The organism is Mycobacterium sp. IDUB_28, assembly GCF_055419285.1.
On record NZ_JBVAXK010000006.1, the window covers coordinates 1 to 24,814 of the forward strand.

At 68.1% G+C, this 24,814-nt stretch carries 27 protein-coding genes and 1 pseudogene; 9 read left to right on the top strand and 19 right to left on the bottom strand.

Annotated elements, in window-relative coordinates; translation table 11 throughout:
- Positions 1–306: pseudogene (locus ACZYZ9_RS13785) on the top strand (hypothetical protein); the annotation flags it as partial.
- Between the two features lie 86 nt (positions 307–392).
- On the opposite strand, the gene ACZYZ9_RS13790 reads toward ACZYZ9_RS13785, so the two are convergent.
- From ACZYZ9_RS13790 to ACZYZ9_RS13835, 10 genes are all read right to left on the bottom strand, one after another.
- A complete protein-coding gene (locus ACZYZ9_RS13790) occupies positions 393–716 on the bottom strand; it encodes a hypothetical protein (RefSeq protein WP_463826832.1) in 324 nt (107 codons plus the stop codon).
- A gap of 216 nt (positions 717–932) precedes the next feature.
- Positions 933–1,964: an NUDIX hydrolase gene (locus tag ACZYZ9_RS13795; protein WP_463826833.1), complete on the bottom strand. Its 1,032-nt coding sequence runs from the start codon at positions 1,962–1,964 to the stop codon at positions 933–935.
- Positions 1,964–3,088, bottom strand: coding sequence for a glycosyltransferase family 4 protein (locus ACZYZ9_RS13800; RefSeq protein ID WP_463826834.1), 1,125 nt, complete (start codon positions 3,086–3,088; stop codon positions 1,964–1,966). Before ACZYZ9_RS13800 ends, ACZYZ9_RS13795 begins: the two co-directional genes overlap by 1 nt.
- Positions 3,088–4,023 carry a phosphatidylinositol mannoside acyltransferase gene (locus ACZYZ9_RS13805; RefSeq protein ID WP_463827158.1) on the bottom strand — a complete coding sequence of 312 codons (936 nt, stop codon included), beginning with the start codon at positions 4,021–4,023 and terminating at the stop codon, positions 3,088–3,090. The genes ACZYZ9_RS13800 and ACZYZ9_RS13805 overlap by 1 nt, the downstream gene beginning before the upstream one ends.
- A gap of 17 nt (positions 4,024–4,040) precedes the next feature.
- Positions 4,041–4,694, bottom strand: coding sequence for a phosphatidylinositol phosphate synthase (pgsA, locus tag ACZYZ9_RS13810; protein ID WP_463826835.1), 654 nt, complete (start codon positions 4,692–4,694; stop codon positions 4,041–4,043).
- 7 nt (positions 4,695–4,701) lie between these two features.
- Positions 4,702–5,256 (bottom strand): ATP adenylyltransferase, encoded by a 555-nt coding sequence (locus ACZYZ9_RS13815; RefSeq protein ID WP_463826836.1) that lies wholly within the window; start codon positions 5,254–5,256, stop codon positions 4,702–4,704.
- Complete coding sequence (thrS, locus tag ACZYZ9_RS13820) at positions 5,249–7,279, bottom strand: threonine--tRNA ligase (RefSeq protein WP_463826837.1); 2,031 nt, start codon at positions 7,277–7,279, stop codon at positions 5,249–5,251. The genes ACZYZ9_RS13815 and thrS overlap by 8 nt, the downstream gene beginning before the upstream one ends.
- A 59-nt stretch (positions 7,280–7,338) precedes the next feature.
- Positions 7,339–7,962, bottom strand: a complete 624-nt coding sequence (locus ACZYZ9_RS13825; protein WP_463826838.1) for a PaaI family thioesterase — start codon at positions 7,960–7,962, stop codon at positions 7,339–7,341.
- A 29-nt stretch (positions 7,963–7,991) separates the two neighbouring features.
- Entirely contained in the window at positions 7,992–9,815 is a 1,824-nt protein-coding gene (locus ACZYZ9_RS13830) for a PE family protein (RefSeq protein ID WP_463826839.1), read from the bottom strand.
- 139 nt (positions 9,816–9,954) lie between these two features.
- Positions 9,955–10,812 (bottom strand): aldo/keto reductase, encoded by an 858-nt coding sequence (locus ACZYZ9_RS13835; RefSeq protein WP_463826840.1) that lies wholly within the window; start codon positions 10,810–10,812, stop codon positions 9,955–9,957.
- A gap of 32 nt (positions 10,813–10,844) precedes the next feature.
- On the opposite strand from ACZYZ9_RS13835, the gene ACZYZ9_RS13840 reads away from it, so the two are divergent.
- Entirely contained in the window at positions 10,845–11,348 is a 504-nt protein-coding gene (locus tag ACZYZ9_RS13840; protein WP_463826841.1) for a DUF1990 family protein, read from the top strand.
- Here ACZYZ9_RS13840 and ACZYZ9_RS13845 read toward each other — a convergent pair.
- From ACZYZ9_RS13845 to ACZYZ9_RS13865, 5 genes are all read right to left on the bottom strand, one after another.
- A complete protein-coding gene (locus ACZYZ9_RS13845; RefSeq protein WP_463826842.1) occupies positions 11,323–12,567 on the bottom strand; it encodes an alpha/beta hydrolase family protein in 1,245 nt (414 codons plus the stop codon). The two genes, ACZYZ9_RS13840 and ACZYZ9_RS13845, sit on opposite strands and share 26 nt — an antisense overlap.
- Before the next feature lie 94 nt (positions 12,568–12,661).
- A complete protein-coding gene (locus ACZYZ9_RS13850) occupies positions 12,662–13,576 on the bottom strand; it encodes an NAD(P)H-dependent flavin oxidoreductase (RefSeq protein WP_463826843.1) in 915 nt (304 codons plus the stop codon).
- A gap of 2 nt (positions 13,577–13,578) precedes the next feature.
- Complete coding sequence (locus tag ACZYZ9_RS13855; protein ID WP_463826844.1) at positions 13,579–13,926, bottom strand: cupin domain-containing protein; 348 nt, start codon at positions 13,924–13,926, stop codon at positions 13,579–13,581.
- A 12-nt stretch (positions 13,927–13,938) separates the two neighbouring features.
- A complete protein-coding gene (locus tag ACZYZ9_RS13860) occupies positions 13,939–14,364 on the bottom strand; it encodes a hypothetical protein (protein WP_463826845.1) in 426 nt (141 codons plus the stop codon).
- Entirely contained in the window at positions 14,361–15,017 is a 657-nt protein-coding gene (locus ACZYZ9_RS13865; RefSeq protein ID WP_463826846.1) for a helix-turn-helix transcriptional regulator, read from the bottom strand. The genes ACZYZ9_RS13860 and ACZYZ9_RS13865 overlap by 4 nt, the downstream gene beginning before the upstream one ends.
- Positions 15,018–15,080: 63 nt before the next feature.
- Here ACZYZ9_RS13865 and ACZYZ9_RS13870 point away from each other — a divergent pair, with 63 nt between their 5' ends.
- On the top strand, positions 15,081–15,896 hold the full coding sequence (locus ACZYZ9_RS13870; protein WP_463826847.1) for a class I SAM-dependent methyltransferase: 816 nt from the start codon (positions 15,081–15,083) through the stop codon (positions 15,894–15,896).
- Here ACZYZ9_RS13870 and ACZYZ9_RS13875 read toward each other — a convergent pair.
- The 3 genes from ACZYZ9_RS13875 to pcaH are packed head-to-tail and all read right to left on the bottom strand — an operon-like array spanning position 15,893 to position 18,322.
- Positions 15,893–17,056: a lyase family protein gene (locus ACZYZ9_RS13875; protein ID WP_463826848.1), complete on the bottom strand. Its 1,164-nt coding sequence runs from the start codon at positions 17,054–17,056 to the stop codon at positions 15,893–15,895. The two genes, ACZYZ9_RS13870 and ACZYZ9_RS13875, sit on opposite strands and share 4 nt — an antisense overlap.
- Positions 17,053–17,601 (bottom strand): protocatechuate 3,4-dioxygenase subunit alpha, encoded by a 549-nt coding sequence (pcaG, locus tag ACZYZ9_RS13880; RefSeq protein WP_463826849.1) that lies wholly within the window; start codon positions 17,599–17,601, stop codon positions 17,053–17,055. The genes ACZYZ9_RS13875 and pcaG overlap by 4 nt, the downstream gene beginning before the upstream one ends.
- Positions 17,594–18,322, bottom strand: a complete 729-nt coding sequence (pcaH, locus tag ACZYZ9_RS13885) for a protocatechuate 3,4-dioxygenase subunit beta (protein WP_463826850.1) — start codon at positions 18,320–18,322, stop codon at positions 17,594–17,596. The genes pcaG and pcaH overlap by 8 nt, the downstream gene beginning before the upstream one ends.
- Positions 18,323–18,485: 163 nt before the next feature.
- Here pcaH and ACZYZ9_RS13890 point away from each other — a divergent pair, with 163 nt between their 5' ends.
- From ACZYZ9_RS13890 to phtC, 5 genes are read left to right on the top strand one after another with little or no spacing between them, the layout of a single operon-like run.
- Positions 18,486–19,763, top strand: coding sequence for an aromatic ring-hydroxylating dioxygenase subunit alpha (locus ACZYZ9_RS13890; protein WP_463827159.1), 1,278 nt, complete (start codon positions 18,486–18,488; stop codon positions 19,761–19,763).
- A complete protein-coding gene (locus ACZYZ9_RS13895; protein ID WP_463826851.1) occupies positions 19,760–20,287 on the top strand; it encodes a 3-phenylpropionate/cinnamic acid dioxygenase subunit beta in 528 nt (175 codons plus the stop codon). The genes ACZYZ9_RS13890 and ACZYZ9_RS13895 overlap by 4 nt, the downstream gene beginning before the upstream one ends.
- Before the next feature lie 8 nt (positions 20,288–20,295).
- Complete coding sequence (locus tag ACZYZ9_RS13900) at positions 20,296–20,547, top strand: dihydrodiol dehydrogenase (RefSeq protein WP_463827160.1); 252 nt, start codon at positions 20,296–20,298, stop codon at positions 20,545–20,547.
- On the top strand, positions 20,531–21,316 hold the full coding sequence (gene hcaB, locus ACZYZ9_RS13905) for a 3-(cis-5,6-dihydroxycyclohexa-1,3-dien-1-yl)propanoate dehydrogenase (protein ID WP_463826852.1): 786 nt from the start codon (positions 20,531–20,533) through the stop codon (positions 21,314–21,316). The genes ACZYZ9_RS13900 and hcaB overlap by 17 nt, the downstream gene beginning before the upstream one ends.
- Complete coding sequence (gene phtC, locus ACZYZ9_RS13910; RefSeq protein ID WP_463826853.1) at positions 21,309–22,031, top strand: 3,4-dihydroxyphthalate decarboxylase; 723 nt, start codon at positions 21,309–21,311, stop codon at positions 22,029–22,031. Before hcaB ends, phtC begins: the two co-directional genes overlap by 8 nt.
- Here phtC and ACZYZ9_RS13915 read toward each other — a convergent pair.
- Positions 22,019–22,783 carry an IclR family transcriptional regulator gene (locus tag ACZYZ9_RS13915; protein ID WP_463826854.1) on the bottom strand — a complete coding sequence of 255 codons (765 nt, stop codon included), beginning with the start codon at positions 22,781–22,783 and terminating at the stop codon, positions 22,019–22,021. The two genes, phtC and ACZYZ9_RS13915, sit on opposite strands and share 13 nt — an antisense overlap.
- Before the next feature lie 207 nt (positions 22,784–22,990).
- On the opposite strand from ACZYZ9_RS13915, the gene ACZYZ9_RS13920 reads away from it, so the two are divergent.
- Complete coding sequence (locus ACZYZ9_RS13920; protein ID WP_463827161.1) at positions 22,991–24,784, top strand: PPE domain-containing protein; 1,794 nt, start codon at positions 22,991–22,993, stop codon at positions 24,782–24,784.
- The last annotated feature ends 30 nt before the right edge of the window (positions 24,785–24,814 follow it).

A 24,814-nucleotide genomic window follows, 5' to 3' on the forward strand; every position in this document is an offset into this window, starting at 1 on the left:
CCCAGCGGCGACACCCACATCACCACCCCCGGCAGCGCCCTGCTATTCCCCACCCTGTGCACCACCGTCGGCGGCATGCCCACCCCCGAAACCGACACCAGCACCGACTACTGCGGCGAACGAACCGCGATGATGCCCACCCGCCGCCGCACCCGCACCCAAAACCGCGCCCACCGCATCGCCACCGAACGACGCGCCAACCACAACGCCCGCACCACCACCCACACCACCAACTGGACCGACTGGACCCACTGGGCCGACAACCACCCACCACCCCACCCCGACGACGACCCACCACCCTTCTGAAGGGTTGTCGGTCTAAGCAGGTGCCTCGCGCCCTTGAATCAGCACCTTCGCTTGGGCCCGTTGCGCAAGTCCCTCGCTGCGCTCGATTACGCAGAGAAATTGGCTTCGTCAACCGCGACCTGTGCGTGAAAGGGTCGAGCGGCCAGCCGGTCAACGGTTGCGCGTACCGCAGCGACCAACGAATAAGGCCAGTCAATCAACCGCACGCACTGGATCGGCGCACCCAGTCCGACGGCGAAAGAGATGTGCCGGGCCGGTTCGGCGATGGGTAACCCCGGGGAGTACCCGGCCGGGGTGTCCCGGTGCGGATTGTGCGCGATCGACCGCCACGGCGTGTCGCCGAAGCGATAACACAGAATTCCGTTGTGTTCCGCGTCGACCCACGCGAGTTCAACATCATCGTCGAACACCTTGATCTGTTCGTTTCGCCGAGGGAATCACGTCGGGTCTCAACGTGAATGTCGCTGCGGATGGGGCGATTTCGTCGAGCGTTGGTTCCGCTGCATATGAGAGATATTCGACGTAGAGCAGGCACCCCTCAGTGGTCAAGATCAACTCAGTGCCCGGCCATCGCTTGTTGCCTGAGTCGTAGTACTCACCGATACGCAATCGCAGCGGATGGGACATCAGCGGATCGAAAGCGGGACAACGGCATCGCGCCGATCCCGCAGGTCGGCGAACTCATTGGCCACCGGCAGCAACTCCCCCAATTGCCGCGGGTACACCACCTCGCCGGCGGCCTCGAACGCCGCGATATCGGCCACCCCACACCAGCGAAACCCGTGGATGTAGCGACGTTCCAGCTCGGTGCGCCCCTCCAGAGTCGGCTCGAACCGCTCGGTGCGGTGCACGAGGTAGAACTCTTCGCTGTCGATCATTGAACCGTTGAACTCGAACACCTCGTCGCGGCGCCAGATAGGCCCGAACAATTCGGCCGGCGAGACCTGCAGACCGGTTTCCTCGGCCAGTTCACGGGCGGCCGTCTCGGCCAACCGCTCCCCCGGCCGCACCTCACCGCCGACGGTGAACCACCACCGGGGCGCGGTGCCGTCGGTGACAGCGGGATCCGAACCGCACAACAGCAGCACCGCACCGGTCTCGTCGAGCAACACCACCCGCGCCGAGGTGCGATGGTTGAGCTCATGATGGGCGTGCGTCTGCGCGTGCGGCCGCTCGGCAATCTCGAAATACGTTGGCAGCGGCGCCCTTCCACCCAATCTGAACAACCGCACCATGCGCCGCTCGGCCAGCACCAGGGTGTCGCGGACCGCGTCGTTGTGGAACCGTCGGGCCAGCAGCACCCGGGCCTCGGCGTCGGCCAACTCGGCCAGCAGACCCGCGGGTACCGACGCCGGGTCGACCATCGCCAAAGCGGCGGACAGCTCGTTCTCCGCGGTCTCGCGCGCGCTGCGCGGGGCCCGCTCCGCGGCATCGGCCAAGGCGGCCAGCCGCTTGCCCTCGGGCGCCCCGCCGTAGGCGTCGATCGCGATCGCCCGCGCCACCACGGCGCGCCGCGCCAACGCGCCATCCAGCGCCTGCCAGGACAGGTCGTACCGCACGTGCAGCCGGTTCAGCCGGTTCGCGCGCTGATACCCCCACGCGCCGAACGCCACCACTACCAGGAACAGCCCGACAAGCGCGGCGATCAGCCACACCATCAGCTGGCCACCTGCACCTTGACCCCCGACCCGGCAACAGTCTCGTACACGCGCATGATCTGGCTGGCGACCACCGACCAGTCGTAGCGGCGGACGGCGTCGGCACCGGCCGTCACATACCGGTTGCGCAGTTCGTCATCGTCCAGCACCGCTATCAGCCCCTCGGCCAGCGCGGCACTGTCGTCCACCGGCACCAACCGCCCCACTGCGCCGTCGCACAGCACCCGCCGGAACGCGTCGAGGTCGCTGGCCACCACCGCGGTGCCGGCGGCCATCGCCTCCACCAGGACGATGCCGAAGCTCTCCCCACCGGTGTTGGGCGCACAGTAGACATCGGCGCTGCGCATCGCCGAGGCCTTCCCCGCATCGTCGACCTGCCCCAGGAAGCGCATATTCGCGGCCAATCCGCTTGCCTCGCTGAGCAATTCGTCCTCATCGCCGCGGCCGACGATCAGCAACTGTACGTCGGGAAAACGCTGCACCACAGCCGGCATGGCGGCCATTAACGTGGCCATACCTTTACGGGGTTCGTCGTAGCGCCCCAGGAACAGCACCGTCTTGCCGGGCCGCGGGTAGCCGTCCAACAGCGGCGCCGAGGCAAAGAAGTCGACGTCGACACCGTTGGGGATCTCCACTGCATCGGAGCCCACCGACTCCATCTGCCAGCGGCGCGCCAGATCGGACACCGCGATCCGGCCGACGATCTTCTCGAACCGCGGCCGCAACATGCCGCCCAGCACCGACATGGCCACCGACTTGGTGGTCGAGGTATGAAACGTCGCGACTATCGGACCCTCAGCGATATTGAGGGCCAGCAGAGACAGGCTCGGGGCGCTCGGCTCATGCAGGTGCAGCACGTCGAATTCCCCGTCGGCGAGCCACTTCTTGACCTTGCGGTGAGTGGCGGGTCCGAACCGCAACCGGGCCACCGACCCGTTGTAGGGAATCGGCACCGCGCGCCCGGCGGAGACGACGTAGTCGGGCAGGGCGGTCTCCGGGGAGACCGGTGCCAGCACGCTGACCTCGTGCCCTCGCGCGCGCATCACATCAGCCAGCTGCAGCACATGCGACTGCACCCCGCCCGGCACATCGAACGAGTAGGGGCAGACCATGCCGATCCGCATCACCGGCCCTTCAGCCAGGCCCGCCGGTCGTCGGACAGATCAGCCAGCCACTGCGGCTGCATCATGTGCCAATCCTCGGGGGTGGCGGCGATGTTCTGCTCGAACTCGTGAGCCAGCGCCTGGGTGATCGCCTGCACGTCGCCGCTGCTGCAGTCCAGCGGCGGATCCATCTTGCAGGCCCAGCCGTCTCCCTCGAACCAACAGTGCGACGGCAGCAGTGCCGCGCCCGTCGCTATGGCGAGTTTGGCCGGACCGGCCGGCATCCGGGTGAGTTCGCCGAAAAACTCGACTTCCACGCCGGTGCGGGTCAGGTCGCGCTCCGCCATCAGGCACACCACCCGGTTGTCCCGCAGGCGGTCGCACAACACCTCGAAGGGCGGTCGTTCGCCGCCGGACAGCGGTATCACCTCGAAGCCCAATCCCTCGCGGTATTCGATGAAGCGCCGGTACAGCGACTCGGGCTTGAGCCGCTCGGCGACGGTGGCGAAGGTGCCATGCGTCTGCGCCAGCCACAGCCCGTTCATGTCCCAGTTGCCGCTGTGCGGCAGCGCACAGATCACGCCCCGCCCCTGCGCCAGCGCCCCGTCCAGGTTGTCCTGTCCGTGGGTTCCGGCGTCGAGCTGACGGGTCAGCTCGACATGGTCCATGGTCGGCAGTCGGAACGCCTCCCGCCAGTAGCGGGCGTAAGAAGCCAGCGAGGCACGCATCAACGAGTCGGGCACATTCTTGGGCGCGACCCCGATAACCCGGGCCAGATTCTTGCGCAGCTGCTCCGGGCCGCCGCGCCGGGCCGCGTACCGGGCCCCGGCGCTGAAGACGTTGCGCGCAGCGAACTCCGGCATGGCCCGCACGGCCATCCAGCCGGCAGCATACGTCCAGTCGGTCGCGGCACCGGTCACGAGTTCGCGGGGACGACGACGGCCGAGCAGACTCAGGCTTCCCGAAGGCGGTATCACTGCTCACTCTTTCCCGATAGTGCAATGCGGTCGATGGCCCCGGGCGAGGTCCGCACCGCGTACAACCGCTGCGCACAGGTGATCACACTTAACACCGCCAGCAGCCACATCGCCACCGGGAGCGCCGGCGGCCAGGCAACGAACGGGAAATCGGCGACCCCGGCGCCCACCAGCACAATGATCAGGCGCTCCGGTCGTTCGATGAAGCCGCCGTCACCGCGCAACCCGCTGGCCTCGGCCCGCGCCTTGATGTAGGAGATCACCTGGGAGGTGACCAAGCAGATGAGCGTCGCCGCGGTCAACGGCTTGTCGTGCAGGTGAAACGCGATCCACCAGAGCAGCCCGCAGAACACTGCGCCGTCGCACAGGCGGTCGCAGGTGGCGTCCAGCACCGCGCCGAAGCTGGTGCCGAAGCCGCGTTCGCGGGCCATCGCCCCGTCGGCCATGTCGAACAGCGTGAAGAACCAGACCACACACCCGCCGGCGAACAGCTTGCCCATCGGGAACAGCACCAGCGCGCCGGCCATCGAGCCGACGGTGCCGATGACGGTGACGATGTCAGGTGTCAGGCCCACCTTCAGTGCGGTCCTGGCCACTGGGTCGGTGGCTTTGGCGAAGAACGCCCGGGTCAGAAACGGCAGCTTGCTCATCGCGGCCTCACGACTGCCGGGCCCACTCGTCGGCCAGCAGTTGCCGGGTTTCGCGCAGCAACTGCGGTATCACCTTGGAGCCGCCGATGATCGTGATGAAGTTCGCATCGCCGCCCCACCGGGGCACCACGTGCACGTGCAGGTGTTCGGCCAGCGAGCCGCCCGCCGAGGTGCCCAGGTTGATGCCGACATTGAAACCGTGCGGGCGCGACACATTCTTGATGACGCGGATCGCCTTCTGGGTGAAGGCCATCACCTCAGCACTCTCCGACTCGGTCAGCTCCTCCAGCTCCGACACCCGCCGGTAGGGCACCACCATCAGGTGCCCGGGGTTGTAGGGATACAGGTTGAGCACGGCGTAGACGAGTTCACCGCGCGCCACCACCAGACCGTCTTCGTCGGCCATGCGCGGGATGTCGGTAAAAGGTTCGGCAGGGCTGGCATCTTCCCGCTTGATCGGAGCCTCGGCCAGGTAGGTCATCCGGTAGGGAGTCCACAACCGTTGCAGGTGGTCGCGGCGCCCGACGCCGCGGTCCAGGATGGTGTCGTCCGGCTCAGTCACCGTCCGCAACTTTCATCAGTTCCGCTGTCGGAGTGGCGTTTTCGCGTTTGGCGATCCAGTCCGCGATGGCCGCCACCGCCGCGTCGCGGGGCACGCCGTTGATCTGGGTGCGGTCCCCGAACCGGAAACTGACCGCCCCGGCCTGCACGTCCCGATCACCGGCCAGCAGCATGAACGGCACCTTCTGGTTGGTGTGGTGCACGATCTTCTTGGCCATCCGGTCGTCGCTGCCGTCCACCTCCACCCGCACACCGTGCGACTTGAGTTGCGCTGCAACGTCTTTCAGATAGTCGACGTGTTCGTCGGCGACCGGGATCCCGACCGCCTGGATGGGCGCCAGCCACGCCGGGAAAGCACCCGCATAGTGCTCGGTGAGGATGCCGAAGAACCGTTCGATGGAACCGAACAGGGCACGGTGGATCAGCACCGGACGCTGCCGGGTGCCATCCGACGCGGTGTATTCCAGCTCGAACCGGTCCGGCATGTTGAAGTCGACCTGCAGCGTCGACATCTGCCAGCTGCGCCCCAGCGCATCCTTGACCTGCACCGAGATCTTCGGCCCGTAGAACGCCGCACCGCCCGGGTCGGGCACCAGCTCCAGCCCGGAGGCCTCCCCGACCTCCCGCAACACCTGGGTCGCTTCCTCCCACACCTCGTCAGAGCCGACGTACTTGTCCGGGTCTTTGGTGGACAGCTCCAGGTAGTAGTCGGTCAGCCCGTAGTCGGCCAGCAGGTCGAGGACGAACCGCAGCACCGAGGTCAGCTCGTCGCGCATCTGCTCACGCGTGCAGTAGATGTGCGCGTCGTCCTGCGTCATCCCGCGCACCCGGGTCAGTCCGTGGATCACCCCCGACTTCTCCAGCCGGTAGACACTGCCGAATTCGAAGAGCCGCAGCGGAAGTTCACGGTAGGACCGCCCGCGGGACCGGTAGATCAGGTGGTGCATCGGGCAGTTCATCGGCTTGAGGTAATAGTTCTGGCCCGGCTTGCGCACCGTGCCGTCCTCGTTGAACTCGGCGTCGATGTGCATCGGCGGGTACATGCCCTCCGCGTACCACTCCAGGTGCCCCGAGGTGATGTAGAGCTGTTCCTTGGTGATGTGCGGGGTGTTGACGAACTCATACCCCGCCTGCTCGTGCTTCTGCCGCGAGTACTCCTCCAGCTCGCGGCGCACGATGCCGCCCTTGGGGTGGAAAACCGCCAGCCCGGAACCGATTTCGTCGGGGAAGCTGAACAGATCCAGCTCCACGCCCAGCTTGCGGTGGTCGCGGCGCTGCGCTTCGGCGATCAACTCGAGGTGACGGTCCAGCGCCGCCTGCGACTCCCACGCGGTGCCGTAGATGCGCTGCAGGCTGGCGTTGCGCTGGTCACCGCGCCAGTAGGCCGCGGAACTGCGGGTGAGCTTGAACGCCGGGATGTGCTTGGTGGTGGGGATGTGCGGTCCGCGGCACAGATCGCCCCAGACGCGTTGCCTGGTCCGGGGATTGAGGTTGTCGTAGGCGGTGAGCTCATCGCCGCCGATCTCCATGATCTCGGGGTCCCCGGATTTGTCGTCGACGAGTTCGAGCTTGAACGGTTCGCCGGCCAGTTCCTCGCGCGCCGCGTCCTTGGATGCATACACCCGGCGGTCGAACAGCTGACCTTCCTTGACGATCTGACGCATCCGCTTTTCCAGCTTTTCCAGATCCTCGGGCGTGAACGGCTCCTCGACGGCGAAGTCGTAGTAGAAGCCGTCGGTGATGGGCGGGCCGATGCCCAGCTTGGCGTGCGGAAAGAGGTCCTGCACAGCCTGGGCCAGCACGTGAGCGGCGGAGTGCCGGATCACGCTGCGGCCGTCCTCGGTGTCGGCGGCCACGGGGGTCACCTCGGCGTCGGAGTCGGGCACCCAGCTCAGGTCGCGCAGCGTGCCCTCGGCGTCGCGCACCACCACCACCGAGTCGGGCGTGCCACGCCGCGGCAGACCGGCCTCACCCACCGCGGCAGCCGCGGTGGTCCCGGCAGGGACCCGGATGGGGGCGCTCATCGGATTCGTCTCCAATGCTTAGTCGTTGGGATCGCCGACCATGCTATCGGGGCGTCACCTCAGGGTTGTCCAGGCTTGAGCCGCACGAACAGCGCATCAGCTTCAGTGAGCAGGGTGTCGCCGTCGCGCAGCCGGCCGGAGACGAAGATCTTGCGCCCGTCCACGCTGTCGATTCCGGAGTCGAACTGCAACTCTTTTTCGATCGGCACAATGTTGCGGTAGTTGATCTTCAAATACGCGGTGCGCTGGCGACGGCTGCCGGTCAGCCACGCGGCCGTCAAGCCGAGCACACTGTCGAACAGCATGCCGAGCGCGCCGCCGTGCACCGCACCGTTGCGTCCGAGGTGAAATCGGGCGAACCGCGCGGTGCCTTCGATGCGACCGTCATCGGTCTTGCGCGGCCGCATCGGGATGGACAGCACGTTCCCGCGTTCCGGCAGATCCATCCGGCGACCCGACGGCGACTGCCATTCGTCGGCGTCATACGGCGCCAACATCGCCGACAGTTCCTCCAGCCGGTCAGCCGCCTGGGTGATGACGTCGTCGGGCGCGTCGACGGCGCGGGCGTGGTCCTGCAGCCTACGGATCGCGGCGACGAACCGGCCGTAGTCCGGCCCACCCTTATCGGTCGGTTCGGGTGGGTTGAATCCCCCGCCGGGGTGGGGCTGATCTGCAGCTGCCATCAGCACACCGTATTCGGTGCGTCCCAGGGCTATCCGGGCTGTCCTGATCCGCCCGTCTGGCCGACGTTTCCATCGGTGCCGGTGCCGCCGTCGCCGGCCGGTCCGGTACCGGCCTTACCGGCCGGCCCGTAGTCGCCTCCGGTGCCTCCGGCACCACCCGCACCGCCGACCCCCGCGGTGGCGTTGGTCCCGGCCTGGCCGAACAGCGCGCCACCGGCACCGCCCACCCCGCCTGTGCCACTGCCCCCGCCATTACCACCGGTACCGCCGTCGCCGCCGTTGCCGCCATCACCTGCGGACCCGCCGTAGGCCCCCGGCGAAATTCCGAGACCACCGTTACCGCCGGCACCGCCACCACCGCCCACGCCGCCGCGACCTCCCTCGCCACCGGTGCCGGCGACGCCGCCGGCACCGCCATCGCCGATCAACCACCCGCCGCGGCCACCGCTTCCGCCGTCTCCGCCGGCGCCCCCATTTCCGCCGGTGCCCCCGACACCGCCGTCACCGCCGGTTCCGCCGGAACCCGCGCTCCCGATGTATCCAGACGCGGTTGACACGTTGCCACCTCGTCCCGCATCGCCGGCGTGGCCACCGGTCGCACCGATTCCGCCAGCGCCGCCGACACCGCCGACGCCACCGGCGCCCCCGTTACCCATCAGCAGGCCGCCGTTGCCGCCGCTGCCGCCTGCGCCGCCGAATCCGCCGGAACCACCCGCGGCACCTTGACCGCCGCCACCACCGTTGCCACCCGTACCGCCGACGGCGTGACCATTGGTGTCACTGGTGCCTGCCCCGCCCGACCCACCCTGGCCGCCGGTTCCGCCTGCGGCGCTGCCGGTATTTCCGTTACCGCCGGCACCTCCGGTAGCTGACCCGTTCCCGGCAAAGGCGCTGCCGCCGAGTCCCCCGTCACCGCCGTTTCCGCCCGCGCCACCGGTACCGGCGTTTCCGCCCTGGGCGTTGCCGGGGGCTCCCAGTTGGACGCTCCCGAAGCCCCCGTACCCCCCCTTGCCGCCGGTGGAGCCCAAGCCCACGTCGCCGCCGGAACCGCCGTTGCCCCCGGTCGCGTTGCCGGGGCCGGATATCTGGTCCGTCATTCCGGGGATTCCTTCAGCCCCGATCCCGGTGATGGTCGGGTTCACCCCGTTGGCTCCGGTCATGCCGGTACCGCCCTGTCCCCCGGCGCCACCGTCGCCGAACAGCAACGCGCTGCCCCCGCTGCCGCCCAGTCCCGCCCGGCCGCCGTTGATGCCGGCGACCGCGGTACCGCCCTGGCCGCCTTGGCCACCGTTGCCGAACAGCCATCCGCCGCTGCCGCCGTTGCCGCCCGCAGCGCCGGAGCCGCCTTTGCCGCCGGCGCCTCCGGCACCGATCAATCCGGCCGCTCCACCGTTGCCGCCGACCTGCCCGGCCAGGCCGTCCCCGCCACGTCCGCCGTTGCCGTAGAGCAGTCCGCCGGCGCCACCGTCCTGCCCGGCCGCGCCAGGTGCACCGTCGCCGATCAGAGGGCGGCCCAGCAACGCCTGCGTGGGGGCGTTGACGACGTCAAGCGCCTGCTGCAGTGGCGACGCGGCGGCCGCCTCGGCGGCGGCATACGAACCGGCGGCGGCATCCAGCGTCTGCGCAAACCGCTGATGGAACAGTTCCGCCTGCACACTGAGCGCCTGGTACGCACGCCCGTACTCGCCGAACAATTCGGCGACGGCCGCCGATACGTCGTCTGCCGCGGCGGCCAAGACCTGCGTCGTAGGCAAGGCAGCGGCCTGGCCGGCCGCCTGAACCACCGAGCGGATACCACCTAAATCGGCGACCGCGCTGGTCAACAGCTGTGGTGTGACAGAGACGTAGGACATGTTTCCCTTTCCGCACGCGCGTGGGTCAAACCTCTGCATTCTGCGGTCTCGCATCGGCGTTGTCGCGCGTTTCGGCGGAATTCATCAAATGAAATGCCCTCTCCCGGAGAGCAATTGAAAGAACAGCGGGAAGTACCGGTTACCGGGTTGCGCCGGCCGCCGACAGCGTCTCGAATTCCTCATCGGTCAGCGCGATGTCAGCGGCGGCGACGTTCTCCTCCACATGCGCCACCTTCGACGTCCCGGGAATCGGCAACACCACCGGCGAACGCTTCAGCAGCCACGCCAGCGCCACCTGCGACGACGAGGCGTCGTGCGCCTTGGCGATCTGTTGCAGCGGGCCGCCGGGCGCTGCCAGCGGTCCGCCGGCCAGCGGAAACCACGGGATGAACCCGATGTTCTGCTCGGTGACGGCGTCCAGCAACGCCTCCGCCTTGCGGTTGGTCACGTTGTACATGTTTTGCACCGACACGATCGGCGCGATCTGGCGGGCGGCGTCGAGTTGCTCGACGTCGATCTCGGACAGCCCGATGTGGCGGATCTTGCCTTCACCCTGCAACGCCACCAGCTCCCCCAGCTGGTCGGCCAACGGGAAGTCCGGGTCGATGCGATGCAGCTGGAACAGGTCGATGGTCTCGACACCGAGCCGCCGCAAACTCATCTCGCATTCCTGGCGCAGGTAGCTGGGATTGCCCAACGGGATCCACACGTCCGGGCCGGTGCGCAGCAGCCCGGCTTTGGTCGCGATCACCAACCCGTCGTACGGATGCAGCGCCTCACGGATGATCTCCTCGGACACATACGGGCCGTAGGAGTCCGCGGTGTCGATGAAGTTCACCCCCAGTTCGGCCGCGCGCCGCAACACCCGCACACATTCGTCGCGATCGGTGGGCGGCCCCCACACGCCCTGGCCGGTCAGGCGCATGGCGCCGAACCCGAGCCGGTTGATGGTCAGGTCGTCACCGAGGGTGAATGATCCGGAAGCCGCTGCGCTCATCTTTCCGACGGTACGCATGGCAAGCTGGCCGGGTGGACTTGGATGCGCTCGCCGACCAGCCGCTCACCTATCCCGACGTGGGCGCCACGGCCACTTCTGCGCTGCCCACCGGATACGGCCATCTCGTGGTGTCCGCGCAGATCGGGACGGGCCGGGATCGTTTCGAGCAGGCCGCCGACGCGGTCATGCACTGGGGAATGCAACGCGGAGCCGGCCTGAAGGTGCAGGCCAGTTCGGACACCGTCGCGGAGTCGTCGGTCGTGGTGGTCACCATGCTGGGTGTGCTGCGCGCCCCGTGCCGGGTGGTCTACGTGGTCGACGAGCCCGACGTGCGCGGTTTCGCCTACGGCACCCTGCCGGGCCACCCGGAGTCCGGCGAGGAACGTTTCGTGGTGCGCTACGACCCGGACAGTTCGGAGGTATTCGCCGAAGTCTCGGCGTTCTCCCGGCCCGGCACCTGGTGGAGCACACTCGGCCGGCCCGTCACCGCGGTGGCGCAGAAGGTGATCGCTAAGCGGTACCTGCGCGCGGTGTGAGCGCAGCGCCGTCCAACAGCCCCGACTGCCGCACCGCGTCCTGGATGAACCGCTGCACCGGACGCGACCGGATGAATCCGGCGTGGCCGCCGCGGTACCACACGATCTCCGGTTTGCCCCAGTGCTCCCACAGCCGGATCACCTGGCCGCGGGGATGCACCACCTGGTCGGCGATGCCGGCGTAGACGAAGCGGCCGCGCATCGGCACCTGCGGTGTGAATGACAGCGGCGACACCATCTCCCCGATGGGCTCGGCCAGTTGCATGGTGTCGCGACGCGGATCGCCCCGGCGCAGACCCGAGTGCCGGCTCAGCAATTCGACCAAGTTGGCCACCGGTACCCCCAGAATGGCGCAGGTCAGATCACTCTCCAGGCTGGCCACCAGGGCTGTGATGTAGCCGCCGAGCGACATGCCGTTGAGCCCGATCAGCGACTCGGGCTCCTGCGCGCGCACCCAGGACAGCAACCGCCGGATGTCCCAGACCGCCTGCGCGGTGGCGTGCACGTCGTCCATGACGTCCTCGCCAGGAAACACCGCACCCTTGGGCAACCCGCGCGCGCGCCGACCGTGCATGGGCAGGACGGGCAGCACCACGTTCAGGCCGAGCTCTTCGTGTAACTTCCAGGCCCGGAATATTCGCAGATCTATTGCCGATCTGCCCATTTCGGTGCCGTGCACGCAGATCAGCCAGGGCCGCGGTTCCGGGTGACGCAGCAGCACCGCGTACTCGCGCCGCAGCGCGGTGTATCCCAGCCATCGTTCGCGGCCGGGCTCGCCGGGGTGCGGGACGTATCCGCTGTCGAAGGACAGCTCCTGGTAGGACCGTTTGCGCCCGCGGACATCCCGGATCTGCACTTCGGAAAGCGGCGGCGGCGGGGCGAAGAAGCCGCTGGGCTCCGCCAGCCAGCCCTGGTCACCGTAGAACTCCAGCGCCTCGACCACTTCGTCGTTGATCCGCTGAAAGGCGGCCGGCCGGCTCACCGGGCGGCGCACCTTCAGGCCCGCCAGCACCACCTCGTCGCGGAACGCCTGCGCGGCCAGGGCGGCCGTGGGCCGGGCGATCGGCAGTCCGGCATCGTGGTCGTCGGCGTTGCGGTAGTCGCGCCAGGACCGGGCGAAATACCGGCCGGTGCGCGCGAACGGCCGGACCGTCTCTCCGACGGCTCGGCGCAACAGGCGGCGCCGCCGCGCGTCGTCCTCTTTGACGGGTACTGCCATGCTCAAAACGCTAACACCGCCAACGGGTTTGACCGGCTCTTCGGCGGTTCGATACTGCTCACTTCACGCCGGGAATGCGGCGCCGGTCACACCGCTAGCTCCAGCCGGCGAGCAAACGCTGCGCCCCAGCGCACAATGCTGCGATGACCGCCCCGACCGGGGCGTCGTCGCGGATCATCCCGACACCCTGCCCGGCATCCGGAGAGGCACTGACCGTCGCGCGACCCGGTTGCTGCCGCGCCAGCTCCTGTTCGCGGCCCGTCCAGCGGGCGACGAAGTCGTTGCGCAATACCCGGGCGGGGAACCGCTCGGGCCACGGCAGTCCCGCGGCGACGTCGAAGACCCGGGTGACCCGGGTGTCGGTTTCGGCCGCCTCGATCAGGGCCTGCCGGCCTGCCGCGCCGGTCAGCGCCTCCGGGCACGCCGCCAGCCGGGTGCCCACCCACGCACCGCCGGCACCGGCCGCCAGCACCGCGGCCAGGCTGCGCGGCGAGGCGACCCCGCCGCCGGCCAGCACCGGCACGGACACCGCGTCCAGGACCGCGTCCAGCAACGGCAGCGTCCCCAGCCGCACCTCGCCGTGCCCGCCACCTTCGGCGCCGCGGGCCACCAGGATGTCAACGCCCGAATCGGCCGCCCGACGGGCCCCGACGGCATCGTAAACCTGCGTGACGGTGGGAATTCCGACCTTGTGGGCTTCGTCGACCCAGGAGAAGTCGGTGCCGAAGCTGACCGACAGCAGTGCCGGGCGGGCGGCCAGCGCGTCCTGCAGCAGGCCGTCCTGGCTACGCATCACCCAATCCACCAGTCCGATGCCGAACCGTCCGCTGACGTGCTCGAGCTCGGCGGCCAGCGTCGCCCTGGTGGCGGTGCTGCCCATGCCCACCATGCCCAGGCCACCGGCCGCGGTGACTGCCGCCGCCAGCCGCCCGCCGGCGACCCCGCCCATCGGCGCGTTGAGTATCGGCACCTGCAGGCCGAAGTCCCGCGACCAGGGCGTGGCGAGCACGGTCAGTGGGCGGCGCCGGGCTGGGACTTCAGCACGGTCAGCATGACCACCGAATCCTCCACCGCGTGCAGGGCGTGCCGTACCGGCGGGATGGCGATGTAGTCGCCGGTCCGGCCGTCCCAGCTGTCCGCCCCGGCGGTGAGTTGCACGTGCCCCTGCAGCACCTGCAGGGTGGCCTCGCCGGGACTGTCGTGTTCGGAAAGGTCGTGGTCGGCGAGCAGTGCCAGCACTGTCTGACGCAACTCGTGGGTGTGCCCGCCGTGGATGGTGTGCGCGGCCCGGCCGCTGTGCGACGTGCGGGCTTCCGCCAGCTTCTCGCACGCCAGGGAGGTAAGCGAGAGGGATTCCATAGTTGAGTCCTTTCAAGCGGCTAACAGGAGTATGCCCGCCACCGACAAGGCGATGACCTTGACCGCCTCCAGACCGACGTAACCGTAGTGGGCGTGGGAGCGTGGGCCGTCCGAGCCGGCGAGCACCTGGTCCGAGCGACTGGTCAATCTCGGTCGCACCACAATGAGCTGTACGGCCAGTGCGACGGCGGCGACGGCATACGTGGCGATGATCCGCAGCGGGGTGGGCCCGGCCACCATCAACGCGAGCAGCACCAGCGCGAAACCCACCTCGATGGTGTTGAGCGCGCGAAATACCAAGCGCCCGATGCCCAATCCGATCTGCAGCGTCACGCCGGGCGCCCGGAATTTCAGCGGAGCTTCCAGAAACGAGATCGCCAGCACCATGCCGAGCCACACGAAGGTCACGGCTACCTCGATCGCGTTGCCGGTGCTCATCGCGCCGTGCCTGCCGTCAGATGAGTCAGGCACAGATCCGGTTCCACGAAGGCCTCGAGCCGGTCGACGGTGATGGGTGCCGACCAGCTTTCCAGTGCGCCCTGCATGAGACCGAGGTGGATGGGACACACGACGCTGGATCGGACTTCGGCGAGTTCCAGGAACGGGCAGTGCCGCAGCCCGACCAGTTGCTCGCCGTCGGATTCGCGGCGGTCGGGGGCGAAGCCCAACTCGTCGAGCAACCCGACCAGATGCTCGATCGACTCCTCCACGCCCATGTCGTCCGGCGCGGGCAGCCGTTCCCCCCAGGAGCGGCCCGCGGCCACCGCCCGGGCACTGGAGTTCTCTTCTGCGGCAAGCCCGTTGATCAGGATCTCGGCGAGTAACTGGTAGTGACGGGTGCCGCCGCGGTCCATCTGCCGCACGGCCTGAAACATCGACGGCGGCCGGCCCGGCCCGCGGCGGGCGGGTTCGACCTGTTCCACCTGGCCGTCACCGAGCAGGCTGTCGAGGTGGAAGCGCACCGTGTTGGGATGCACCCCGATCTTGTCGGCGATGGCCAGGATGCTCAGCGGCTCGGGTGAGCTTCGCAGCACCCGCAACACCGCTCGGCGACGGCCGGCATCTTCGGGTGGCTTCGGGCGGCCACTCACTGGTATATCCGGTATGTCATGAGGTAGAGTTTACACAAGTCAGCTTGTGAAAACTAGGGATGGATGACTGCCATGGCCGGTGAGAAGGATGCGCTGCCGTCGTCGACACGCGACGACGCACACGTACAGGGACACTGGCTGCTGGCCCGGCTGGGCAAGCGGGTGCTGCGCCCCGGCGGCGTCGAACTCACCCGCACATTATTGGCCCGCGCCAAGGTCACCGATGCCGACGTGGTCGAGTTGGCACCCGGTTTGGGCCGCACCGCCGCCGAAATCATCGCCCGCAACCCGCGGTCCTACGTCGGCGCCGAGGGCGACCCCGACGCAGCCGGCCACGTGCGCAGCGTTCTCGGCGGCCGCGGCGAGGTCCGGGTGACCGACGCCGCCGAGACCGGCCTGCCCGACGCCAGCGCCGACGTCGTCATCGGCGAGGCGATGCTGACCATGCAGGGCGATTCGGCCAAGCACGCGATCGTGGCCGAGGCTGCGCGGGTGCTGCGCCCCGGAGGTCGCTACGCGATCCATGAACTCGCCCTGACCCCCGACGACGTCCCCGAGGAGATCAGCACCGAGGTGCGCCAGGCGCTGGCGCGGTCGATCAAGGTCAATGCCCGTCCGCTGACCATTGCCGAATGGTCGGAACTGCTGGCCGGTCACGGCCTGGTTGTGGAGAACGTCGCCACCGCCCCGATGGCGCTGCTGCAGCCGCACCGGATCGTGTCCGACGAAGGCCTGCTGGGCGCGCTGCGGTTCGCCAAGAACGTGCTGACCCAACCCGAGGCACGTAAACGGGTCCTGATGATGCGCAACACTTTTCGCCAGCACCGCGAGCGGCTGGCGGCCGTCGCCATCGTCGCGCACAAGCCCGGCGCCGCCTAATCGGTCAGCGCCTGCCGCGCCCGCTCGATGCTCTGGTCGACCAGCCGGTCGATTGCGCCCCGTCCGCCGGGGACCTCTGCCGCACTCAGGTTTCGGGCCATGGCGGCGGTGTGCACTCGCAGCCCGGTCAGCAGTTCCGCGCACTGCGAGCCGGCGACGACGGTACGCCGCGCCATCGTGCGCAACGTGTCCCACTCGGTGTGCCAGGAACCGTCGGGGCGTTCGTCGTTGGCCAGCGCCGCCGCGGTGTGCAGGGTGGCGGCCAGCGGCGGCGCGGCCAGGGCGGCGCGTCGAATCAGGATGGACAACACCGGATTTCGCTTGTGCGGCATCGCCGAGGAGCCGCCGCGCTGTCCGTCGCCGGGTTCGCTCAGTTCGGCGATCTCGGGCCGGACCAGGGTGACGACGTCAGAGGCGATGCGCCCCCAGCAGTCGGTGCAGCCGACCAGGGCGTCCCCGACTGCGGTGACCGGCGCCCGCGTGGTGTGCCAGGGCGAGCGGTAACTCAGGCCCAAAGTTGTTGCCGCAGTTCGAGTTATGTGTTCAGCCAGCTCAGCGGGATCGGCTGACTCGGACAGCACCAGCTCGACGGTGGCCGCGCGGGTCCCGACGGCGCCGCCAAACTGCGCCGGGGTCGACAGCGCACCGAGCCGGGCATACGCCTCGACCACACCGTCGAGCCAGCCGGCGACCTTGGCGCCGAACGTAGTGGGCGCCGCGCACTGGGTCAGGGTGCGCGCCACCATCGGGGTGGTGCGATGGGTGGCGGCCAGAGTCGACAACGTGGCGATCTGTTCGGCCAGCTGCGCACTCACCTGCCCGACGACCTCACGCACTGCCAGCATCAGTGCCGTGTCCAGGACGTCCTGGCTGGTCAGTCCCCGATGGATCCAGGGACTCAGCGCGGGCACCGCCCGTCGACGCAGCAGGGCCACCAGGCCGAACACCGGGTTGCCGCCGTCCTCGGCGGTCACCGCGAGTTGCTCGCAGTCATGCGCGCCGACCAGGTGCGCCAGATCGGTCCCCGGCACCGGCGCCACCCCGGTGGTGACCAGCGCGTTCAGCCAGGCCGATTCGACGGCGACCATCGACCGGAGCAGCGCCTGGTCGGTCATGCAGTCGCCGGCACGCTCGTCACCGGGCCAGAGCAGATTGGTCATCGCCGATCTTCCCTGAACGCCAGGAACACGGTCTCGCGCGGTCCCTGCAGATGGATGTCGAAGCGCAGTCGCGAGTCGCTCTCGGCGACGCACGCCAGGGTCGCCCGACGCGGTGCGGGCAGCGCAGGATCGATGTCCAGCGCAGCACCCGGCACATAGGCACGGGTGCACAATCGGTGCAGCAGCCCCCGGGCGAACACGGTGACCGCGAAGAAGGCCGGCCGCGCCGGGCTGGTCGGGCCTGGGACCACGGTGCGGAAGGAGTAGTGACCGTCGACGTCGGTGGCGGCTCGGCCCCAACCGGTGAATGTCGCCCCGTCGCGTCGCAGCGAACCGGCGGCCCGCGCAATCTGGCCGGCGCCGTCCGGCTGCCAGATCTCGATCAACGCGTCCGGCACGGCCGCGCCCGCGCCGTCGAAGACATTGCCGTGCAATGTAATTGCGTCCGCACGGTCTCCTGCCAGGTCGTTGTCACCCGGGAACGGCAGCCCGATACCGAAGAACGGTCCTACGGTTTGCCCTGGCGTGCATGGCGATTCATCCATCAGCACATCCCAGCACAATGTCCCAGCGGTAGCCCGTGGCATATTCTGGCTCGGTGAGGTCGTGGTCGTACCGTGCGACCAGACGTTGGCGCGCAACGGGATCCACGACGGACTGGTAGATGGGGTCCAGATCGAACAGCGGGTCCCCGGGAAAGTACATCTGGGTGACCAGACGCTGGGTGAAGGCGGTCCCGAAGACCGAGAAGTGGATGTGCGCGGGGCGCCAGGCGTTGCGGTGATTACGCCACGGGTACGGGCCGGGCTTGATCGTGGTGAAGCGGTAGGAGCCGTCGGAACCGGTGAGACACCGGCCGGCGCCGGTGAAGTTCGGGTCCAGCGGTGCCGGGTGCCGGTCGTGCTGATGGCGGTAGCGGCCGGCGGCGTTGGCCTGCCAGATCTCGACCAGCTGACCCGCCACCGGGCGGCCGGCGAGGTCGAGCACCCGGCCGGTCACGATGATGCGCTCCCCGATCGGTGCACCGACGGTCAGGTCCGCATCAAGCGGGCCGACGTCCTGGTGGCCGAAACACGGCGACCAGCGTTCGATCTCGTCCGGGTCGACGGCCAGCGCCGGGTGCTTCGGATGACGCAGCACGCTGCTGCGGTAGGGCGGGTAGTCCAGCCGCGGCTGGGGTTCCGGGCCGGTGCGGTCCGCGGCGAGCACAGCGATCTCCGCCGTGATGTCGCGTTGTGATGCGACGCGCTGCGATGCGGCCTCCACGACGCCTGAGGCTACCGCCACCCGGCCCGGCCGGCTGGTAATTGACGCGGCCCGGCCGATATCGCATTCTGGTGAACAGAAAATTCCTCTGCTGACCAGACATCGATGATCGTGGTGTGCCGTGACCGTTGATAGTGACCTGTTCGAGAATGTGCGCCGCGGCATGATTCCGGCGCATATCTACAACGACAAGGACCTGTTCACCCGGGAAAAAGAGCGGCTGTTCAGCCGGACCTGGATGTTTGTGGCGCACGAGTCGGAGATTCCGCAGGACGGCGACTACGTGGTGCGCCGGGTGCTCGACGACTCCTTCATCATCAGCCGCGATTCACACGGGCAGGTGCGGGCGTTGTTCAATATGTGCCTGCACCGCGGCATGCAGGTGTGCCGCGCGGAGGTGGGCAACGCGTCCAATTTTCGCTGCCCCTACCACGGTTGGACCTACCGCAACGACGGCCGGCTCACCGGCCTGCCGTTTCACCGCGAGGCCTACGGCGGCGACCGGGGCTTCGCCAAAGACCAAACTCTGCTGCCCGCACCGAATCTGGCGAGCTACAACGGCCTGATCTTCCTCAGCCTGGACCCGCACGCGCCGCCGCTGCGGGAGTACCTCGGCGACTTCGCTTTCTATCTGGACTTCTACACCAGGCAGAGCGAGCTGGGCGTGGAACTCCGCGGTCCGCAACGCTGGCGGATCAAGGCGAACTGGAAGATCGGCGCCGAGAACTTCTCCGGCGACATGTACCACACCCCGCACACGCACGCCTCGATCGTCGAGATCGGCCTGTTCCGCGAACCGAAGGCGCAGAAACGCAAGGACGGTGCCACCTACTGGGCGCAGCGCGGCGGCGGCACCACCTACAAACTGCCGCCGGGCGACTTCGACGCCCGGATGCGCTACGTGGGCTACCCCGACGACATGATCGGCCGCATCAAGGAGGTCTGGTCGCCGCGACAGCAGCAGGTCGTCGCCGAAGACGGCTTCATGTTCTCGGCCGCCACCTGTTTCCCCAATCTCAGCTTCGTGCACAACTGGCCCAAATTGCCCGGCAGCGAACAAGTGCTGCCGTTCATCTCGATCCGGCAGTGGCAACCGATCAGCGAGAACGAAACCGAGGTGTGCTCGTGGTTCGCGGTGGACGCGGCGGCACCCGAGCAGTTCAAAATGGATTCGTACAAAGCGTATCTGATGTGCTTCGGATCGACCGGCATGTTCGAGCAGGACGATGTGGAGAACTGGGTCTCGCTGACCACCACCGCCGGTGGCGCGATGGCCCGGCGCCTGTTGCTGAACAGCCGGATGGGACTGCTTGAAGACGACACCCCGGTGATCGACACCCTGGCGCCGGAGGCCTTCCACGGTCCGGGGCGCGCCCAGGTCGGTTACAACGAATACAACCAGCGCGAGTTACTCAAATTATGGGCGGATCATCTCTCATGAAACCGTTGCCGTTCAACGATATCCGCCATCTGCAGGCACACCAGTTCCTGGTCGACGAAGCGTATCTGCTCGATCGCCAGCAGTATGAGGCGTGGCTGGACACGATGACCGACGACATCCGTTACGTGATGCCGGTGCGCGTCACCACCGCCCGCGGCGCCGGGTTCGACACTCCCGCCTTCCCGAAGCCGGGGATGGACCACTTCGACGAGGACCGGTACTCACTGAGCCAGCGGGTGGCCCGGATGGGTACCGAGCATGTGTGGGCTGAGGATCCGCCGTCGCGGTTGCGGCACTTCATCACCAACGTGCGCACGTTCGCCTCCGACGACCCGACCGAACTGCTCGTCGAATCGGCCGAACTGCTGTTCCGCAGCCGCGGCGACGTCAACGAGAGCGCGTTGTTGTCCTGCGCACGTCAGGATGTGCTGCGCGGGTGCGACGGCGACTGGAAACTGGCCCGTCGCACGATCGTTGCCGACGAGTCGGTGCTGCGGATGCAGAACCTGGCGGTGTTCCTGTGAACCCGAAGATCCAACCGGTCGGTGAACCGCTCACTGTCGCAAATGAATTCACCGAAGTCGTGGTGCAGCGCGTGGAGACCCGCAACGGATCCCGGCTGCTCATCACCGCCCCCCGCAGCGGCCGGTGGATCAGCCTGGACGCCCTCGAGGTGGAGGCACTGACCTGGCAGAACCCCCGTACGCTGGCGGCCATGGTCGGCAACTCCAACGCGCCGCTGCTGCCCGACGAGCCGGAAGCCGACGATGACCGGCTGGCTTGACGGCAAGCGGGCGCTGGTGGTGGGCGCCGGCTCCGGGATCGGCCGGGCGGTGGTCGATGCCTTCCGCGCCGACGGTGCGAAAGTTGCTGTGCTGGAACGTGATCCGGACAAGTGCAACCGGTTGCGCGACGAGCTCCCCGAGGTCCCTGTGATCGAGGGTGACGCCACCGGACGGGACGCGAACGACAGCGCGGTGCGCGCCGCCGTGCACAGCTTCGGCGGACTGGACACCCTGATCAACTGCGTCGGGGTGTTCGACTTCTACCGGGGAATCGACGACATCGACGCCGACGACCTGCCGGCCGCCTTCGACGAGATGTTCCGCACCAATGTGCTCAGTCAGCTGCAGTCGGTCAAAGCCGCACTCCCGGCGCTGCGCGGGCACCCGGGTGCCTCGATCGTGCTGACCGAGTCGACGTCGGCCTACTATCCCGGTCGTGGCGGCGTGCTGTACGTGCCGTCGAAGTTCGCCGTGCGGGGTTTGGTGACGGCGTTGGCGCACGAGTTGGCGCCGCACATCCGGGTCAACGGGGTGGCGCCGGGCGGAACGCTGGACACCGACCTGCGCGGACTGGCCAGCCTCGGCCTGGCCGAGGTCCGCCTGGACGACTCCCCCGACCGGGCAACGGATTTGGCGGCACGCAGTCCGCTCAATGTCGCGCTGTCCGGTGCCGACCACGCGTGGAGCTATGTGTTTTTGGCAGCGCAGCGCTCCCGCGGCATCACCGGTGAGACCGTCCACCCCGACGGGGGGTTCCGGCTTGCTTGAGCAGCAACGCATTCTCCTCGCCCAGGCCTGCCGGGTCGCCGCTGCCCGCGGCCTGGTGGACGGCATCCTCGGCCATCTGAGTCTGCGCGTCGACGAGGACCGCCTGCTCATCCGCTGCCGCAGCGACTCCGATACCGGCGTGGCGTTCACCCGTCCCAGCGACATCCGGTTGATCGATTTCGACGGAAAGGCCGGAGCCACCGGCGAACTCGACGGTTACCGGGTACCCAACGAGTTGCCGATCCACCTGGAGACCATGCTGGCCGACGCCCGACACCAGGCCGTCGCGCACCTTCATCCGCCGGAGGCCGTCGCCGCCGATCTGGCCGGCATCACCATCCGGCCCATCTACGGCGCCTATGACATTCCGGGCGCTTGGCTGGCCCGCGCCGGCGTGCCGGTCTACGAACGCGCGGTGCTGATTCGAAGCTCGGAACTGGGCAAGCAGATGGTGGCGGCGATGGGCACCGCGTCGGTGGTGATCTGTCGCGGGCACGGCATCACCAGCGCCGCCGGTACCGTACCGCAGGCGGTGTTGCAGGCGATCAGCCTGAATGAGTTGGCGCGCATGGCATTACGCGTACGGTCCGCCGGTGGCACGCTGACCGAGATCGACGACGCCGACTGGGACGACCTGCCGGACCTGGGGGCGGGGTTCAACGTCGACGCGGCGTGGCGGCACGAGGTGGCCCGGTTGGCGGCTCAGCCCAGCTGACCGCCGATCTCATCGGCCGCCCGGACAAGCGCGGCCGCGATTGCCCGATATTTCGAGGTGGGCAGCCGGTGCTGCGGGGCGGCGGCATTCAGCGCGAGGCGCAACCCGGGAGCGCCGGTGGGAATCGGTACTGCCACCGAGGCCACGCCCTCCTCGCTCTCCTCCCGGTTGCCGGCGTAACCCCGCTCGCGGATGCGGGACAGTTCGGATTCCAGCTTCGCCCGGCTGACGATCGAGCGCGCCGTGATTCCGGGCAGCGCCTCCTGCGGAAGCAGTTGCCGCAGTTCGGCTTCGGACAACCCGGCCAGCAAGGCCTTGCCCGTCGAGGTGCAATGCGCCGGCATGGTGCGGCCCAGTCGGGAAGCCACCCGAACCGCCTTCGGACCTTCCACCGCGGCGACGAAGCGGATGTTCGCGCCGTCGAGCATCCCGACGTGGATCGTCTCGCCGAGCTGCTCGCTGAGGGTGCGCATGACCGGCAGCGCGGTGCGCGCAATGTCGATGCGCCCGAAGATCGCGAACGCCACGCTGGTCAGGGCCGGTCCCGGCAGGTACGCCTTGGAGTCGGGGTCCTGGCGGACGAAGCCGCGGTAGGTCAGCATCGCCAGCAGTCGGTGCGCGGTCGACGACGCCACACCCAAATACCGTGTCGCCTCGCTCAGCCGGATCTGCGGTTGCTCCCCCAGCAGCAACAGCAGCTTGAGTGCATTGTCGACCGACTCGATCGGGTACTGCGGCGCCTCTTTCCGCACCCGCAGAGCGTATCGCCGCGACCCCCTGAACCGGCCGCGTGGAAAAGGAGTCGCCGAAAACCGCATGCGCCGCCGAAAACTTGGCTACCGTTCCTCGCAGCGTCGCGTTGCCCGGTGGTCGGGGAAATCATGACTGGTAGGCAGCGCGGCGCGCTATTGCGCCGGCGCCCGGGGGGCCGCGTCGGCGACGCCGGAGAGGACACCCTGTTGAGCTATTACACAATGCCACCAGAAATCAACTCGGTACGGATGTTCGTCGGCGCGGGGGCAGCGCCGATGCTGCACGCCGCCAGGGCCTGGAGTGGATTGGCCCAGGAGTTGGGGACCGCCGCGGAATCCTTCACGTCGGTGACGTCGTGCCTGACGGAGTCCGCGTGGCAGGGTGCGGCCGCCGCCGCGATGACAGCCGCCGCCGCGCCCTACGCGAGTTTCCTCACTGCGGCATCAACGCAGGCCGCCGGGGCGGCCACCCAAGCCGGCGCGGTGGCGGCCGCGTTCGAGGCGGCCCGGGCGGCCACCATCCACCCGCTGGTGGTGGCAGCCAACCGCAACGCGTTCGTGCAGCTGGTGGTGTCGAACCTGTTCGGGCAGAACGCGCCCGCGATCGCCGCCGCGGAAAGCATCTACGAGGAGTTCTGGGCCGCCGACGTCGCCGCGCTGGTGGACTATCACGGCTGGGCGTCGGCGGCCGCGGCGCAGCTGACCTCCTGGCCGGACGCGCTAGCCGGTTTGAGCACCTTGAACACCAGCATCGGCAACACCGGCGCGCTGAACCTGGGCATCGGCAATCTCGGCAACAACAACCTGGGCAGCGGAAATACCGGCAACGGCAACTACGGCAGTGGCAACTACGGCAATCAAAACCTGGGCAGCGGAAACGGTGGCGACGGCAACCTGGGCGGCGGCAATACAGGTAACTCCAACGTTGGCAGTGGCAACTGGGGTAGTACCAATTTCGGCAACGGCAACGTCGGCGACTTCAATCTGGGCAGCGGAAATCAGGGCAACCAGAACGTCGGCCCCGGCAACGTCGGCAACGGAAACGTGGGCGGCGGAAACCAGGGGTCGACCAATTTCGGTAGCGGCAATATCGGCAGCTCCAACGTGGGCAGCGGCAACATCGGGACCTCGAACACCGGGGTGGGGAATACCGGCAATTTCAACGTCGGGTTCGGTAACAACGGCAACAACAACATCGGTTTCGGACTCACGGGCGATAACCAGGTCGGCATCGGCGCCTTGAACGCCGGTATCGGCAACCTCGGCTTCGGTAATTCCGGCAACAACAACATCGGATTCTTCAACTCCGGCGACAACAACATCGGCTTCTTCAATTCCGGGAACGGCAGCTTCGGTTTCGGTAACTCCGGCGACACGAACACCGGCTTCTGGAATGCCGGCATCGGAAACACCGGCTTCGGTAACTCCGGCTACACCAACCTGGGCTTCGACAACGCCGGCAACGGTAATTTCGGTGCTGGGAACGCGTACTTCGACAACGTGGGCTTCGGCAATGCGGGATCCGGGAACACCGGGTTATTCAACTCCGCGGGGTACGGAACCAACACCGGCATCGGCAACTCGGGCTATTTCAACACCGGCCTGTTCAACTCGGGCAGCGTCAATACCGGCGGGTTCAATTCAGGCACCTATAACACCGGGTTCGGCAGCTCGCAGACACCGGAGGGAGTGTTCCATTCGGGCTTCGGCAACGTCGGTAGCAACCTGTCCGGCTTCTACAACACCGGCAGCGACTCCTCGGGCTTCCAGAACACCACTGATGACGCGTATGGCTATACCTCCGGAGTCGGCAACTCCAACGGTCGCGGCAACGTGGGCTTCTACAACTCAGGGTTTGCGCTCTCGGGCATCGGCAATACCGGCGCATACAACACCGGCTTGTACAACACCGGGAACTACAGCTCGGGCGTGCACAACGCGGGCAACTCCAGCTCCGGCGGCTGGAACGAGGGCAACAACCAGTCCGGGTTCTTCCACTAGTCACCCGCAATTGGCAGCGGTCAGGCATCC